This window comes from Campylobacter sp. MIT 97-5078 (assembly GCF_006864455.1).
Lineage (GTDB): Bacteria > Campylobacterota > Campylobacteria > Campylobacterales > Campylobacteraceae > Campylobacter_D.
Genome location: NZ_QHLK01000014.1, coordinates 1 through 16,562 on the forward strand (window position 1 = coordinate 1; position 16,562 = coordinate 16,562).

Annotated in this window: 13 protein-coding genes and 1 other RNA gene; 4 read left to right on the top strand and 10 right to left on the bottom strand. The window is 34.9% G+C overall.

Annotated elements, in window-relative coordinates; genetic code table 11:
- Positions 1–153: 153 nt before the first annotated feature.
- The gene (gene zupT, locus DMB91_RS07370) at positions 154–1,014 is read right to left on the bottom strand and encodes a zinc transporter ZupT (RefSeq protein WP_034904429.1); all 861 of its coding nucleotides are present in this window, start codon (positions 1,012–1,014) and stop codon (positions 154–156) included.
- Between the two features lie 170 nt (positions 1,015–1,184).
- On the opposite strand from zupT, the gene DMB91_RS07375 reads away from it, so the two are divergent.
- On the top strand, positions 1,185–1,400 hold the full coding sequence (locus tag DMB91_RS07375) for a YqaE/Pmp3 family membrane protein (protein ID WP_034904433.1): 216 nt from the start codon (positions 1,185–1,187) through the stop codon (positions 1,398–1,400).
- Positions 1,401–1,547: 147 nt separating this feature from the next.
- Here the strand turns inward: DMB91_RS07375 and ssrA are convergent.
- Positions 1,548–1,908, bottom strand: a transfer-messenger RNA (tmRNA) gene (gene ssrA / locus DMB91_RS07380).
- A complete protein-coding gene (locus tag DMB91_RS07385) occupies positions 1,909–2,319 on the bottom strand; it encodes a hypothetical protein (protein ID WP_034904437.1) in 411 nt (136 codons plus the stop codon).
- A 94-nt stretch (positions 2,320–2,413) separates the two neighbouring features.
- Here DMB91_RS07385 and DMB91_RS07390 point away from each other — a divergent pair, with 94 nt between their 5' ends.
- The gene (locus DMB91_RS07390; RefSeq protein ID WP_052043188.1) at positions 2,414–3,364 is read left to right on the top strand and encodes a class I SAM-dependent methyltransferase; all 951 of its coding nucleotides are present in this window, start codon (positions 2,414–2,416) and stop codon (positions 3,362–3,364) included.
- Positions 3,365–3,426: 62 nt separating this feature from the next.
- Positions 3,427–4,428 carry a Holliday junction branch migration DNA helicase RuvB gene (gene ruvB / locus DMB91_RS07395; protein ID WP_034904439.1) on the top strand — a complete coding sequence of 334 codons (1,002 nt, stop codon included), beginning with the start codon at positions 3,427–3,429 and terminating at the stop codon, positions 4,426–4,428.
- Positions 4,429–4,535: 107 nt separating this feature from the next.
- On the opposite strand, the gene DMB91_RS09295 is transcribed toward ruvB, so the two are convergent.
- Complete coding sequence (locus DMB91_RS09295; protein WP_231549670.1) at positions 4,536–5,384, bottom strand: hypothetical protein; 849 nt, start codon at positions 5,382–5,384, stop codon at positions 4,536–4,538.
- Positions 5,347–8,442: an Eco57I restriction-modification methylase domain-containing protein gene (locus tag DMB91_RS07400; RefSeq protein ID WP_231549671.1), complete on the bottom strand. Its 3,096-nt coding sequence runs from the start codon at positions 8,440–8,442 to the stop codon at positions 5,347–5,349. Before DMB91_RS07400 ends, DMB91_RS09295 begins: the two co-directional genes overlap by 38 nt.
- Positions 8,443–8,709: 267 nt before the next feature.
- Between DMB91_RS07400 and DMB91_RS07405 the strand changes: the two genes are divergently transcribed.
- Positions 8,710–9,750, top strand: a complete 1,041-nt coding sequence (locus DMB91_RS07405) for an AI-2E family transporter (RefSeq protein ID WP_034904441.1) — start codon at positions 8,710–8,712, stop codon at positions 9,748–9,750.
- Here DMB91_RS07405 and DMB91_RS07410 read toward each other — a convergent pair.
- Genes DMB91_RS07410 through nifJ form a run of 5 tightly spaced genes read right to left on the bottom strand, consistent with a single transcriptional unit; the run spans position 9,742 to position 16,292 of the window.
- A complete protein-coding gene (locus tag DMB91_RS07410) occupies positions 9,742–10,335 on the bottom strand; it encodes a CDC27 family protein (protein WP_052043189.1) in 594 nt (197 codons plus the stop codon). The genes DMB91_RS07405 and DMB91_RS07410 overlap by 9 nt on opposite strands.
- 3 nt (positions 10,336–10,338) lie before the next feature.
- Positions 10,339–11,010: an ATP-binding protein gene (locus DMB91_RS07415; RefSeq protein WP_034904444.1), complete on the bottom strand. Its 672-nt coding sequence runs from the start codon at positions 11,008–11,010 to the stop codon at positions 10,339–10,341.
- Positions 11,007–12,407, bottom strand: a complete 1,401-nt coding sequence (mshL, locus tag DMB91_RS07420; RefSeq protein ID WP_143116883.1) for a pilus (MSHA type) biogenesis protein MshL — start codon at positions 12,405–12,407, stop codon at positions 11,007–11,009. Before mshL ends, DMB91_RS07415 begins: the two co-directional genes overlap by 4 nt.
- Positions 12,400–12,714, bottom strand: a complete 315-nt coding sequence (locus tag DMB91_RS07425) for a hypothetical protein (protein ID WP_052043190.1) — start codon at positions 12,712–12,714, stop codon at positions 12,400–12,402. Before DMB91_RS07425 ends, mshL begins: the two co-directional genes overlap by 8 nt.
- Before the next feature lie 2 nt (positions 12,715–12,716).
- Positions 12,717–16,292: a pyruvate:ferredoxin (flavodoxin) oxidoreductase gene (gene nifJ / locus DMB91_RS07430; protein ID WP_034904448.1), complete on the bottom strand. Its 3,576-nt coding sequence runs from the start codon at positions 16,290–16,292 to the stop codon at positions 12,717–12,719.
- Between the last annotated feature and the right edge of the window lie 270 nt (positions 16,293–16,562).

Here is a 16,562-nt window from a genome sequence, read left to right on the forward strand (position 1 = left end):
TTGTTTGAAAGCTTTCAAAGTGTGATACAAAACTTAACTTTCTAAATCCTTAAACTACCCCTCGTTTAATAATTGATCTGGGGTAGTTTATGTTGGTGGGTGTTTAAGCTATCTTTAAGCTCATTGTATCTCTCTTTTACTTTCAAAACAAATTCAAGCATTATTCAGCAAAGCAAGGCTTAAAGCCATTACACCCATACCCACAAGCAAGCCATACAAGCAGTGATGAGCCTCTCCATATACTCTAGCAGCTGGCAAAAGTTCATCAAAAGAGATATATACCATAATCCCAGCGATGATTGCAAAGGTAAAAGCCAAAGTCAAATCCCCAACGAAAGGTAGCAGCAAAAATACACCAACCAAAGCACCAATTGGTTCAGTAAGTCCTGAAAGTGCCGAGTAGATAAAGGCTTTTTTCTTATCTCCGGTGGCGTGGTAGATTGGCAAGGAAACAGCCATACCTTCTGGGATATTGTGAATAGCAACGGCGATAGCTATGGCTGTGCCAAAAGAAAGATTATCAAGCGAGGAAACAAAAGTCGCAAAGCCTTCTGGAAAATTGTGTATAGCTATGGCTATGGCGGTTAAAATTCCAGTGCGTTTAAGTGCCTTTTGCTTTGAGTTGTGAAGTTTGATATTTGCGTTTGTTTTGTGTTCAACAAGAGAGCGAATTTTAAGCTCATCATACTGCCCTTTTTCATCAAGGTGTAAATTTTCAGGGATAAGTTTATCGACAAAAGCTGATAACACAATACCAAGAAAAAAGCACACTATAGCGATAAACTCACCCAAAAATCCCCCATATACTTGAGAAAAATCCTTAAAGGCTTGAGGCAAAATCTCCATAAAAGAGATATAAATCATCACTCCAGCTGAAAATCCAAGCCCTATAGAAAGGACTTTTAAATTATCTTGTCTTGAAAAAAAGGCGATAATCGCGCCAATAGCCGTCGAAAAACCAGCCAAAGCGGCAAGCAAAAATGCAAACAAAACTTGATTTGAACTTATATCCATAAATAAAAAACCTTAAATAATAAAAATTCTCCTTTAATAAGAATTGTATCATATTAATTTTGAAAAATGATAAATAAAACACAAAAATTTTATAAAAATACCCTTAAATTTAAGCATTTTTTCAGGGGGGGGGGGGTTACAATTTTTTATCTTATTTTTAGGAGGAGAAAATGATCTATGCTTTGGCTATATTTTTCCCTTGGCTTGCTTTGATGATCAAGGGTTTGTGGATACAAGGTATCTTTTGCCTTATCTTACAATGCACCGTGATAGGTTGGCTACCGGCTACTATTTGGGCGTTTATGGCAATTAATCAAAAAATAAACCAAAAACGACACGAAGAAATGATCGATGCAATAAGTAAAAATCAAAATACTCAAGCATAGTGTAAATCCAAGGGGCTTTGCTTCTTAAGCTCCTTAAAAACTCAATTTTACTTTTTTTCTTTAGCCTTTTGAATTGATTTGTATTTTTGCTCTGCTTTTTTTCTAGCTTGTGATAAAACAACGATGATTTTATTTGGCGTTTTTATATGGTGGAGGCGAGGGGGATCGAACCCCTGTCCAAAAACAAAACAACTTAAGCCTCTACATACTTAGCAAAGATGAAAACTTCACTGCACCAAGCTCATCTTCCAAAACTTTTAAGCACAGCTAAGACTCAAATTCATCTCAAGATCGTCAAGCTTGAAACTACGCTATCAAAAGGGTTACTCGCTGTTTTAACTAGATAGTATCATCAAAAAGCAAGGCTCAACTGAACTCACGCAGCTTTAGCGTAAGCAGGAGCAAATTTCGCGTTGTTTGCGTTTAAATTGAGTTGGACTTTTAACGCTTTGTCCAAAGCGGTATGCCACCTAAACCACTCTGCTCCTGTCGAAGCCAAGTCGCCCCCTTACTTGGATATAGAATTTGGCATTTTAACTAAAGTTGGATTAAAAACAGCTAAAACCGCATCATCATTTTCATAGCTCCTGCAATACTTCTCAAACTGATCGCTTAAAAGCAAAAGCCAATCCGTAAATTCATCACTTGCTGGACCAGTAAAATGTTTTGCTTGGTTCATAAGCTCCTCGCAAAACACGCACAAATCAGTAACTTCAACAAGTTCAAGCCTTCTTGATGCCCAAGCTGTGTTGTGTGCGAGGGTTTCAAGTTCGTTAATAGCCTGCTTGTATTTATCTGTATCACTTGCAAGCTTGATGATAAGAGGCTCGAATTGATCGCACATAGCACGAAAAAACTGCAAAAATTTCTCTATATCATCATGCTCAAAATCTTGCTCTAAATTCTGTAATATCCCCATAATTTCCGCTAAGTCTTTTTATTTTTAACCTAATTCTAGCAAATTTTAGCTAAAATTATACCCAATTTATAAACTAAAAGGAGGAAGAAGGAAAATGGATTTAACAAGACCTTACAAAAGGCTTAGAAAAGTATGGCGTCTTATCAAAAATCGCCACAAATTTTGGGAGCTTGAAAACGAACTAGATAGGCTTAAAGCAAGATTTGCTGGTTTTGAGAAAGTCGTACCAATTGGGAATTATGAAAGCCCATATCCTAGCGAAGCTGAATTGCACAGGGGTTATGAATGCTTTTTTGAAGAACAAAAACACATGTATGGCATCGATTTAAATACAACAAATCAACTTGCTTTGCTTGAAAAATTAAAACCACTTGTCAACCAATGTCCATTTCCAAGCTACAAGGAAGAAAAATTTCGTTTTTATTTTAAAAATGATTGGTTTACGGGCGATGCTTATCCCCTTTTTGCTATGCTAAGACACTTTAAACCGCACAAAGTGCTTGAGATTGGGAGTGGTTTTAGCACTAGTGTCATGCTTGATACAAATGAGTATTTTTTAAACAATGGCGTAGAAATTACTTGTATAGAACCACGCCCACAAAGACTTAAGGCACTTTTGAAGGATAGTGATAATATTCAAATTCTAGAGCAAGATCAACAAAATCTACCTTTAGAATTTTTTACGGATTTTTTTGCAAATTCTAACTCTGATAGTATCAATAATAGTGGGGGGGGGGGATGGCTTTTTATTGATTCCTCACACGTTTCGCGCCCTTTTAGCGATGTAAATCGCCAGTTTTTTCAAATTCTACCAAATCTCCCTAAAAACACCATTATCCATCTGCACGACATCGGATATCCATTCGAGTATGGATCTGTTTGGACAATAAATCAACGCCGTGCTTATAATGAAGCCTATATTTTACGTGCCTTTTTAGAATATAACGATCATTTTGAAATTTTGCTATGGCCAAATTATTTGGGTAACTTAGGCAAATATGATGCTAGAGATTCAGGTTCAATTTATCTTAGAAAAATCAAATAAACTCAATAAAATGTGCTAAAATTTCATTTAAAAATTTAGCACATTCACGGAAAAAATTGAACATGGAAAAATTTGAAATTAAAAAATTCATTCCAGACGAAGTTTATGAAAGCTCTTTGCGTCCTTCAAATTTTGAAGGCTATATAGGACAAGAGGCGATTAAAAAAAACTTAAATGTTTTTATTCAAGCGGCTAAAAAAAGAGGTGAAAGCCTTGATCATACTCTCTTTAGCGGACCAGCAGGACTTGGCAAAACCACGCTTGCAAATATCATCGCCAGCGAAATGGGTGCAAGTATCAAAACCACAGCCGCACCTATGATAGAAAAAAGCGGGGATTTAGCAGCGATTTTAACAAATTTAAGTCAGGGCGATGTGCTCTTTATCGATGAAATTCATCGCTTAAGTCCGGCTATTGAAGAAATTTTATACTCTGCTATGGAGGATTTTAGGCTTGATATTATCATAGGAAGCGGACCAGCAGCACAAACCATTAAAATCGACCTGCCTCAATTTACGCTTATTGGGGCTACAACAAGGGCTGGAATGCTTAGCAATCCTTTGCGTGATCGCTTTGGTATGCAGTTTCGTCTTGAGTTTTATAGCGACGAAGAGCTTGCTTTAATCATACAAAAAGCGGCTATTAAGCTTGATAAGGAGTGTGAAAAAGCCGCGTCTTTACAAATCGCAAAACGGAGTCGCTCAACGCCTAGAATAGCCTTGCGTTTGCTTAAAAGAGTAAGGGATTTTGCTGAAGTCAATGATGAAGCAAGCATAAGTGAAGCAAGAGCCGTGCAGGCTTTAAATTCACTTGGGGTAAATGAACTTGGCTTTGACACTATGGATTTAAGGTATTTAGAGCTTTTAACAGCAGCTAAAAGGCGTCCTATAGGGCTTGCTAGCATAGCAGCAGCGTTAAGTGAAGATGAAAATACTATAGAAGATGTGATAGAGCCTTATTTGCTCGCTAATGGCTACATAGAACGCACCGCAAAAGGACGCATAGCTAGCCTTAAAAGCTATGAAATTTTAAAGCTTGGCTATGAGAAGGGTTTGTTTGATTAAGAGTGAGAAAATAATGTCTTAAAGCAAAGAAAACAAATTTTACTCAAAAATTTGGAAAATCTTTATAAGACTTTCCATTGAGCAAGGCTTTATTTTGGCTTTTATATTTACTCCTGCCATAAAGACTCAAGCAAGGCTATAAAGGCGGGTTGTTTTGTGCTTAAGACTTTGAAAGTTCTTAGCATATAGAAAAATTGGCTTTTGTTGAGTTTGTAAATTTCTTTTGCGATTAAAATATCATTTTTTGCTTTTAATGTATCATAGAGTTTTGGTGTGCTTGGAATTTCATTTTTGCGTATTTGAAATTCATCTGCTAATTCTTTAAAATCCCCTGCTTTATCATTATAAAGCTGAAGTTTTAAGGCATTTAGGGCTAATTCTTTATAAAGTGGATTGGCTACAATTTCCTCATCACTTGGTTGAGGGATAGGGATTCTCTCAAGATAAGTTTTATTTACATTTATCTGAATCATTCCACGAGTGATAAAATCTACGACCAGAGAATTAAAGATTCCAAGTGCAAAGAGAATCCTAATATGGCTCACTTTGTAATGCGTGATTTTGCCATTTGCTTGTATATATAATTTTGGCACACTACTCCAAATACTATTCCCCGCACCGCAATTTCTCGGCAGAAGCGAAAAAATTAAGGTGCGTTCATCAGTATCCCTTGCAATAGCACGAAACCCTAAGCGGTAAAACTCTCTATCATAAGCGATAAAGGAATCTTCTGCCTCTTCTTTGCTTACTTTTGGATATAAGGATTGTAAAAGCCTTTCATAGGCTTTATTATCTAGTCCTAAATCCTGCTTTAAACGATAAATTTCTTTGCTTCTTAATCGTTCATCAAAAGCCTTTTTATCTAAAAAATATTGTGATTCTTTAAAACTTGCATTAAATTGGTGAATCATCTTGCCCTCATAGAGTGGATAAAGCCCCCCCCCCCTTAAGAGCATTAGGGGATTCTATAAATAAATCTTTATCTATAGTTGTATCAAGTTCTCGCCGAAAATCAAGCCATTGTAAATCAAGCGGAGCAAAGGCAGCATAGCATTTTTTTAAAATCTCTAAATCTTCTTGACTACGCACTTCTTGGAAAGCAAGTTGATTGGGACTTAGGGTTTTGATATCTTGCAGGGTTGTGGTGATGATGTTGTTTTTATTATACACTTCATCAATAGTTGTTTTATAAAACATTGTTTTTATGGTGTGCTTTGGCTCTGACTTGGCATTGACAATCTGCATTAAAGCAAATTTATAATTATCCGCCACACTACTAAAAAGCCATTTTCTATTTTGAAAGGCATAAAAGTATATTAAGCTTTTATTCTCCAAAATCTCTTTTCTTAATGCGTAGCTCCCTTTCTCAAGCATTAAAGCACTTGGTAGCACATAATTGAGGCTTGCATTGTGTGCTAAAAGGCTTAAATTGCGTTCTACAAGAAAGCGAAATAAATTCCCATCGCCACTGCCACGATTTAGCGGAAAATGAGCTTTGTAATATTCATTTTGTGCTGTGATAAGGGCTTTTGTCTCTTCGTATTGTTTTTTGATATAGCTTTTAGCGAGGAGATTTTCTTGCACTTCCTTTTTGCCACTATTGCTTAAAGTGCGATAATCACTGCGGTATTGTGGAAAAAAATCACTATCGCTAAATTTGATTTTATCCCAAGGTGGATTGCCTACTATGGCTTGAAAGCCTGCAAAACTTGAATTTGCTGTAATCTCTGGAAATTCTATCTCGTAATTAAAAAAGCTCAATTTTTTCGCATACTTTAAGATGATTTCTTGCAGATCTTTGTATTTTATTTCTAAAATTTCATTGATTGAGACTTCGCCGGATTTTAGAATTTGTAATTCTTTTGAATCACAAAAGCTTTTTGCGGTGATGAAATTTAAATACATATTGAGATTGTCTAATTTTGGTTTTATTTGTTCTTTATAAATGCGTTTTGATTCTAAAATATCATTTTGAGTGGTATCAGTGATAGAATCAAGCAAAGCAAAAACAGAGGAAAGTTCGCTAAAAATATCTAAAAAATCACTGACAAAAAGGCTTGATTCTTTCTTTTGATGAGCTTCAAAATACTGCTTAAATTCAGCTATGCTCGTGCCAATAAGTGCATTTCCTTGTTTTATATGATGTTCTATAAAGCTTAGCGGGGTGCCAAAGATAAAGCTATCAATCCAAAGGCTAAGCTTGGTTAGCTCTATGCTAAATGGGTTTAAATCCACTCCAAAAATGACGCGTTTTAAAAGCAGTCGTTTTAAAATATCATTTTCATCAGCTGTGTAGTCTTTTATATATTTGCTGATATTAGCTTCTATGCTTTGTTTTTCGGCTAGAAAAAGCTCTTTTAGCTTTGGAAAAGAGTCAAAATCTTGACTTATGATTTGTGTGATTTGATTTAAGCTTTCAACGAGAAAATGTCCGCTTCCGCAGGCATTATCAAGAATTTTAAAATGCGTTATATTGTCATTTGTTAGCGTGTCTTTTAAGGCATTTTCAACGAGGAATTTGGTGATAGTATCAGGAGTGTAAAAGCTAGCGGTGCTTTTGCGTGAATTGCTTGTGTTTTTAAGATAAATTTGTCCTTTTTGGTAGTTTTGGATGCGTTGTATCTTATAAACTTTTTCTAAATTTTTATAATCATAGCTGTCAAAATAGCCTTCCATACTTTTTGCTGTATTTTTGCCTGATCTTTTATCACTATAAATGACATAGACAAGATTTTCATCTGCTCGCTCAAAAAAGTAAGATAATAGCCCTTCATAAATCGTGCCTAAATGGGCTACATTTAGGGTTTTATAATCTCTTTTAAAAAGTGAGTTTTTGTTGTTATAAAATAAAAACTGGTGTAAGATATATCTTAAATCTTTGTTGTTAAAAATCTTTGGAGTAAGTAAAAGCGGGGCTTTGCTCTCATCAAAAAGTCCGCCATTAAATACGGGCATATCATAGTTTGGCTCGCCTTTGTCATAGATTCTAAAGATTTGATTGAGTTTGACTATACCGCTAAAGCTTTGTTCTTCTTCATCAAGATTGATTAAAAGTGTTTGCAAGCTTAGTTCTTTTTTAAAACAAGAATGCAAGGACAAAAGCTCATCAAATTTGTCCTCAAAATACGCGATGAAAAGCATACGAAAGATAAAATAAAGCGAATTTTCATAGATTTCTTGTAAATTTGCCTGTGGATTTGCCCTAAAAAGCGTGCTACCGACAAACTCAAACAAAGAATCTTTACCCTCAATCCCATAAATGATAGATTGCAAATCATTTTCTAGCTCTATTTTAGCGTTTTCATTATAGCTTAGAGTTTGGTGTATGGTTGTTTTTATTTCTTTGTCAGCTTGATCAATTTGAGCGAAGTTATGGGCTTGAAAGATAAAATAAAAATATTTAAAATCCTTTAAGGCTTGATTTGTGTCGGTGTTTTCTAGTATGGCTTCTAAATTGATTTCATAAAAGACTTTGTTGGCTGTGAGTTTTTCGTTGTTATAAAAACGCCAAATTCGACCATTGGTTAAAAAGCCAAAATTGAGCCTTAGATTGTTTAGATAGCGTAAAAGCTGAAAGTGAGGATTGTCTTTGACTTTGCCATTATCTACTTCTACGCTGTAGGCTTTGGATTCTAAAATCACATCTATAAATTCGTTGCTCGCTGTGCGTTTTTCTTTGTCTATATTTTGATAAGCTTGCTTGGACTCTGGCGTAGTAAAAAGTAAAAAATCCGGCTTTTCTAGCTTGCCTTGAATGATTTTTTCATCTTGACGCACAAAATGCCAACCTAGAATTTCTAAGGTTTTGGCGATAAAATCATCCTCAAATTGATGTTCGTTTTGCTTTTGAAATTTTGCTTTATCATAAAGGGCTTGTATAGAAGAAAAGGCATTTAAAGCGTTTTGCTCTTGTTTGGGGGCTGTAAAATTATAAATTTTAGGAAAATCCACCTCTAGTGTGTAGGCAGTAAAGAGGTTGTTGCGTAGGAATGAAAAAGTATCAATTTGTGGCATTGTTTTTACTCCCTACTTTAAATTCCGCTTCATCAAGCATTTTATATTTTTTAAGCTTATTTTTATTATTATATCTTCATTTAAGATTGTGAAATTCTAGCAAAAAATACTAAATTTTTTTATTATTTTAATATATAATCTACAATTCTTTGAAAAATAAATAAAAAACTCAATCTAACCCTAAAGCAGTTTTTAACGCTAGCGAGCAAATTTCTACTTTTAATACATTTGTGTTATAATACTTTTTTAAATTAAAGGGCAAAACTCATGAATGGAAAGTTTTTTTTCATCGGTTTGATTTTAGTGGTGCTGTGCCTACTTTTGTATTTGTTTAAAAGCTTTTTGATGGTTATAGCTATCGCTTCTTTGATGGCGGTTGCTACTTCAAATATCAATGCTAAATTTTTAAGTCTTTTTCATGGTAAAAAAGTGCTTGCAACAAGCTCGACAACTATGCTTATGCTTTTGCTTTTTTTTGTGCCATTTTTTTATGCGATCACAAAAATGGGTATAGCGTTAAAAGATCTTGATATAAGCCATTTAAACGCAGCTTTGTTGTATTTTAAAAACTACCAGTTTAACTTGCCTGAATCTTTAGCCTTTTTAGAACCAAAGATAAGAGAATTTATCGCTAGTATTGATTTAAATAGCTTTTCAAAAGATATCTTTTCTTATCTTGGAAATTTCACAAAAATTGGGGCAAAATTCCTTACCGATATGGTTTTAATCATCGTTTTTTACTTCTTTGCCAATCTTTATGGCACTCAACTTATCATCTATTTAAAATCCGTCATTCCTATCAATAAAGAAGAATTTAATGAAATTTTAAGCGAAGTAGGTAATGTTATGGCGGTGGTGTTTTACTCAACTGCTGTTATTTCTATATTTGAGGGTATTTTATTTGCCCTTATCATTGCTTTTTTTGGCTATGATGGCGTGCTTTTTGGCATTATCTTTGCTTTTTCTTCACTTATCCCCGCTGTTGGCGGGGCTTTAGTATATGTGCCTTTAAGCTTGTATGAATTTGCTTTAAATGGTTGGCAAAACGCTCTTTGGATATTTTTAGCTTCTATCATCATTATTTCGCTTATTGCCGATACTTTTATCAAGCCTTTAATTATCAAGTGGATCAATGAAAAGCTTGTAAAAACCCCAACGCAGATTAATGAACTTCTCATTTTTTTATCTATGCTTGCTGGAATTTCAAGCTTTGGTTTTTGGGGCATTATACTAGGGCCAGCGATTTTAACTTTTTTCATCTCAACTATAAAAATGTATGTGATTTTAAAGAACAAAAAATTAGTCTAAAACGAAATTTTGCATATCATCGCTTCCATAAAAGCTAAGATAGCTTTCAAGGGCTTTTAAGCCCTCTTCTTTTTTACCTTGCAAATTTTTAGCCCTTGCAAAAATAAGCCATGAATTTGGCTCTTTTGTGTCTATAGAATTCGCCTTTAAAGCCCAAAATATAGCTTTTTCATAGTCTTTATTTTCAAGATGAAAAGAAGCAAGCTTTAAAGCACTTTGCATATTTTCTTTGGTGTAAAATTCAGCTTTTAATTTGGCTGGATTTATGGGATAGGATTTAAGAATGACTTTCTTTTGTGGTGCTAAAGGGGCTAAATTTACAATTTGTTCTTTTGCATTTACCTTTGCTAAAAGTTCTTCTTTTGCGAGTTTAGCCTTTGCAAGCTCTAGTCTTTGAAGCATTTTATTTTTCTCATATAAAGCAATTTTAATCCGCTCTTCTTGCAAATTTTGCTCTTGCAAAAAGAAAAAAATTCCAGCCAAACACCCCACACATAAAGCAAAATATGCAAATCTTAAAGCAAAACATTTGAATTTATAGGTTTTGTATTTTTGCTCGAGTTCTTGAAGCTGATATTGAGTCATAAGCTATCCTAAAATATTGTGATATAAAGCACTAAGCTCAAGCAAACTTTTTTCACTTTTTGGCTTATTTTTATAATGAATTTGCAAGTCTTTAAAACTCAAAATAAGCTTATCAAGGGTTCTTAGATTGTATTTTGCAAGCTTGAAAAGCCATTTTGCATTTGAAATTTTAATCTTAAGTTTGTGCTTAAGTTCAAGATAAGCTTCAAGCTCATTTAAACTTAAATTTGAAAGCTCAAAAATGCTTGAAATTCGGCTTTTAAAATGTTCTTTATGAAAATCATCAAGCATTTTGTGCGTGCTTAAAATAAAGCTTATATTGCCTATATCGCTAAGCACACGTAACTTTTCAAGCACCTTTTTTTCATACATACCAAGCTCATCAAGGGCAATGATAAGACGCTTTTGTTCTTTTAATCTTAAGCAAAACTCTTTAAATTCAAGCTCTTGTTTAAAAATACTTCTGCTTAAAGCTTTTAAAAAAGCATTTTCATCAGTAAAAGGTTCATTAAAAAGTGCGAGTTTATGTTCTTTTTGAAGCTGATGAAGCAAAATGCTTTTCCCGCTACCACTTTTTCCCACAAGTAAGATCAAATTTCGCTTGAGTTTTAAGGCATTTAAAAGCTCATTTAAAACACAAAGTTGTGAATGAAGTGGCACAAAAACTTCACTCATAGCGAATATCCTAAATCTTTAAGGCTTGGTAAGCTTGAGTTTTCAATAATGCGAGGCGTGATGATAAAAACGATTTCGCTTGTTTGTTTGCCTTGATTTTCACTGCGAAACAAAGCCCCTAAAAGAGGGATTGAGGATAAAAAATTTACTGAATTTTCATCGCTTAACTCATCATGGCTAATCAATCCGCCTAAAATAAGTGTTTGGTTATTATCCATTTGCACGACTGTGGAGAGCTTTTTTTGTATGGTATCAGGGGCTATGTTTCGTGGTATGTCTTGTCTGCGGCTATCTTGAGGGTATTTAAAACTGCTTAGACTAGGATTTATCCTTAACATAATTTTATTATCATCTGAAATTTCTGGCAGTATATTCAGCAAAATACCTACAAAAATGGAGTAGTTATTAAACACCTCACTTACAGTTGTGCCACTTTCTGTGCTTTTTGAGCTTTCTTTGACTTGATAATTAATCGTATCGCCTACTGAAATGATGGCTTGCTGGTTGTTTAAGGCAACAAGTTTTGGATTTGAAAGCACTTTTGTTTGTCCATTTTGTGAGAGAAAATTAAGCACTGAACTTAAATTTACATTGGTATTTAAGCCTAAATTTTTCACAAATAAGTTTCCATTTTGATTTGACTGAAAGCCTAAATTTGAGTTTGTGCCGTCTTTGTTTTGGCTGTTAAAATCAAGGCTGAAGTTTTGCCAATTAATCCCGCTTGAATGTGTTTCATTAAGGCTTACTGCGATGATTGAAACATCAATGATGACTTGTTTTTTAAGTCTAGCTCTAAGCATATCGATGTATTTTTTAGCTCGTAAGAGTTGATTTGGTGTGCCTGTGATCGTGATAAGTCCGGTGTTTGCATTGATGATGATAGCTTTATTTTCTTTTTCAAGTTCAAGTAAATTTGAAAGCTGATCTTGTATATCTTGCCAAAAATTAAAACGTTCTAAGCTTTTTACAACATTATCTTCAGTGTTTGTTTCAACGCCACTAAAATCATTTTGTTTTGAACGCGAATCAACAGAAGCCTTAGTTACGCTTTGTCCCTCACGAATGGAAGTGATATAGTTGAGTTTAAAGATTTGGGTTTTAAGGCTTGAAATTTTAAGAATTTTACCATTAAAGTCAAAATGCAAATTCTGCTCTTTAATAAGAGTATGAAAAATCTCATCTAAGCTCATTTGTTTGATATGGATATTTTTTTGTAAAAGGGCGATTTTATCTCTTGCGTTTTCATCAGCAACGATAATGCTAAAAGAGCACTCTAAAGCAAGTTCTTCTAAAATTTCTTCGGTGCTTACTTCTTCAAGCACGCTTAAGTCAAAAAGGCGTTTAGAACACGCATTTAAGTGGTTTTGCAACACTACAAGCAAAAAGAAGCTAGTCAATAAAAACTTTATGGTTAATCCTTTTTAGCTTAAGATAAAACAGCTCTTGTTCTCTTTGCAAAAGCACAGAGTCATTTGAAATTTCAAGCAAACGAGCGTTGTCTAATCTTTCATTTACTTGATACCAAATTCCGTTTATTTTGGCTTTTTGATTAAAAATTGCTTGAAGTTTTAGATTTGTATCAATCTTTATATCTTCATCATAAAAAGGATTTTTAAATTGTGTGATGTCAATGGATTTTTGCAAAGGCACGGCTTGAATAGAAGCTAAAAAAGCTATACCAAAGCAAAAAATCCATTTTTTCAAGCTCAATCCTTGCCGTGATTTTGTCCTAATTCATCACTAAAGTCAGTTGCTGCAAAACGTTTAAGCTGGCGGTATCTTCTTTGTGAATCAGCCTTGTTTTTTGCATATAGTTCAGCTGCATGCTCTGGACTTGATTTTTTAAGCGAATTATAACGCACTTCATTGAGTAAGAAGCTTTCATAAAGATCCCAATCTGGAGCTTTGCTCTCAAGCTTAAGTGGATTTTTACCCTCATTTTGCAAACGTGGATCAAAGGTATATAAAGGCCAATATCCACATTTTGTAGCAAGTTCGCCTTGATCGCCTGAATTCCCAAGCCCACCTTTAATACCATGAGCTATACAAGGCGAATAACAAATCACCAAAGAAGGACCATCATACGCTTCAGCCGCTATTAAGGTTCTGATGAGGTGGTTATAATTAGCGTTTGAATTAACCTGTGCGACAAAAATATAGCCATAAGTCATAGCAATTTGCCCTAAGTCTTTTTTCTGCACTGGTTTTCCAGCAGCAGCAAATTGAGCCACAGCTCCGGTATGCGTTGATTTAGAACTTTGTCCGCCTGTGTTTGAATACACTTCAGTATCAAGCACTAAAATATTGACATTTTCCCCACTAGCTAAAACATGATCAAGCCCACCATAGCCTATATCATACGCCCAACCATCACCGCCAAAAATCCAGTGTGATTTTTTGGTTAAGAAATGCTTAATGTCTAAAATTTCAGCAGCAGCTTTGTTGTCTTTATTTTGCTCTAAGATAGGCACGAGTTTATCGCGAATTTCTAGGGTTTTTGCACTACTATCTTTGTTAGCAATCCACTCTTTAAATAAAGCTGAAAGTGCATTTGGCACGCTTGACATATTTTCATTCATAATCGTTTCTATACGGTGGCGAACAGCTTGAGTAGCTACTTTCATACCAAAACCAAATTCAGCATTATCTTCAAAAAGTGAATTTCCCCAAGCCGGTCCATACCCATTTTTTACGCTTTTTCTATACGGCGTAGAAGGAGCTGATCCGCCATAAATCGAGCTACACCCTGTAGCATTAGCGATAATCATTCTCTCACCAAAAAGTCTTGTTACAAGAGTGATATAAGGTGTTTCGCCACACCCTGGGCAAGCTCCGTGGAATTCAAATAAAGGCTGGGAAAATTGTGCGCCTTTGACATTTTCTTTTGCCATAACTTCATCTTTGTAAGTGATTTTTTTGAATAAATAATCCGCATTTTCTTGCTCGCCAAAGTCAATCTCTTCTTCTAAAGGCACCATAACTAAAGACTTTTCTTTAGAAGGACATTCATGCACACAAAGCTCACAACCGGTGCAGTCAAGTGGAGAAACTTGAATTTTAAATTGCAATTTTTCACCCTTTGTTCCCTTAGCTTCAAGATGATGTTCTTTAACGCCTTGTGGAGCTAAAGAAAGCTCATTATCATTAATCAAAAACGGACGAATAACAGCATGAGGACAAACTGAAGCACATTGATTGCACTGAATGCAGTTTTTTTCTATCCAACGAGGCACCATAACACCTACGCCACGTTTTTCAAATTCAGTTGTTCCGCTTTCAAAGTGTGCGTCTTCGTAACCTAAAAAGGCTGAAACAGGCAGATCATTTCCTCTTGCTCTTTCCATAGGACGAGCGATTTTTTCAACAAATTCTGTGCCTTTATACGCATGCACTTCTTCTTTTACCTCATCTTTGAGATTTACCCAAGCTGGATCAACATTGACTTTTATAAGTCCATCAGCACCCACATCAATCGCTTTATAATTCATCTCAACGATAACATCGCCTTTTTTACCATAAGTTTTATAAGCAAGCTCTTTCATATATTTTTGAGCTTGTTCAAAAGGAATGATATTAGTAAGTTTAAAGAAAGCTGATTGCATAATAGTGTTTGTGCGATTTCCTAAGCCCATATCGCGTGCAAGTTTGGTAGCGTTGATGATATAGAAGTTGATTTTTTTCTCGGCAAGAATTTTTTTGACTTTATTTGGGATATGTTCTATGGTTTCTTTTTCACTCCAAATAGAATTAAGCAAGAAAGTTCCATTTTCTCTAATGCCCTCAAGCACTTCATAAGTCTCAAGATACGCAGCCACTGAACAAGCCACAAAGTGAGGTGTTGTCACAAGATAGGTTGAACGAATAGGCTTTTTAGAAAATCTTAAATGGCTTCTTGTATAGCCACCTGATTTTTTACTATCGTATGCAAAATAGGCTTGTGCGTAAAAATCTGTATTATCACCGATGATTTTAATGGAGTTTTTGTTTGCTCCGACGGTTCCATCTGCTCCAAGTCCATAAAAAAGGCATTCTGTAGTGCTATCATTGCTTAAAGAGATATTATCTTTTATCTCAAGTGAAGTATGAGTTACATCATCAACTATGCCGACTGTGAAGTTGTTTTTTGGCTCTTTTTGGTTTAAATTCTCAAATACAGCAAACATTTGAGCAGGATTAACATCTTTTGAGCTTAAACCATATCTTCCACCTACGATTAAAGGAGTGTTTTCTTGATCATAAAAAGCTGTGCGTACATCAAGATAAAGTGGCTCTCCAAGAGATCCCGGTTCTTTTGTGCGATCTAAAACAGCGATTTTTTTCACTGATTTTGGCATAACATTAAAGAAGTATTTTAGGCTAAATGGGCGGTAAAGATAGACTTTTAAAAGCCCTACTTTTTCGCCTTTTTTGTTGAGATAATCCACAACTTGCTCTAAAGTTTGAGTAACAGAACCCATAGCGATAACTATCCTTTCAGCATCAGGTACACCATAATACACAAAAGGTTTATACTCTCTACCGGTAATCTTTGAAAACTCAACCATATACTCATTTACAACATCAGGCAAGGCATCATAAAAGCGGTTTGATAATTCTCTAGTTTGAAAGTAAATATCATCGTTTTGTGCTGTTCCTCTTGTCTTTGGATTTTCAGGTGTAAGACAGGAGTTTTTAAATTCACGAACAGCGTCCTTATCAAGCAAGCGATCAAAATCAGCATAATCCATAAGCTCGATTTTTTGAATTTCATGGCTTGTTCTAAAGCCGTCAAAAAAGTGCATAAAAGGCACACGACCTTTGATGGCTGCAAGATGAGCTAAGCCTGCTAAATCCATAGCTTCTTGCACAGAATGCGAACAAAGCATAGCAAAGCCGGTTTGTCTAGCCGCATATACATCTTGATGATCCCCAAAGATAGACAAGGCTTGAGAAGCAATTGATCTTGCTGCGATATGGATCACGCAAGGTAGGAGTTGTCCAGCGATTTTATACATATTTGGAATTTTAAGTAAAAGCCCTTGAGAGGCTGTAAAAGTAGTCGTTAAAGCTCCAGCTTGAAGCGAACCATGCACAGTTCCAGCAGCTCCTGCTTCACTTTGCATTTCCACAACCCTAACAGCTGTTCCAAAAAGGTTCTTTTTTCCAGCTGCTGCCCAAGCATCCACATGATCAGCCATAGGTGAACTTGGCGTGATAGGATAAATCCCAGCAACTTCAGTAAAAGCATAAGAGGCATACGCGACTGCTTCGTTGCCGTCCATAGTTTTCATTTTCTTAGCCATAATGAATTCCTTTCTTTATTTATATTTTTGTTAGGGTTGTTTTTGTGTTATGTCATTTATGCCATTTAGGATACTATTTATTTTCTTAAAAGCTAATTAAACCATTTTGATAATCAAGACTGTGACAATGTTTTGAGCGGAATTTACACATTTAAGCGATACTATCCGAGGAGATTGTATCGCTTAAAAAGTAAATCAAAGAACAAATACCATTTAAAAAATATTTTAAAAATATTAAATGGTATTTGTAAATTTATAACAAAACTTTTA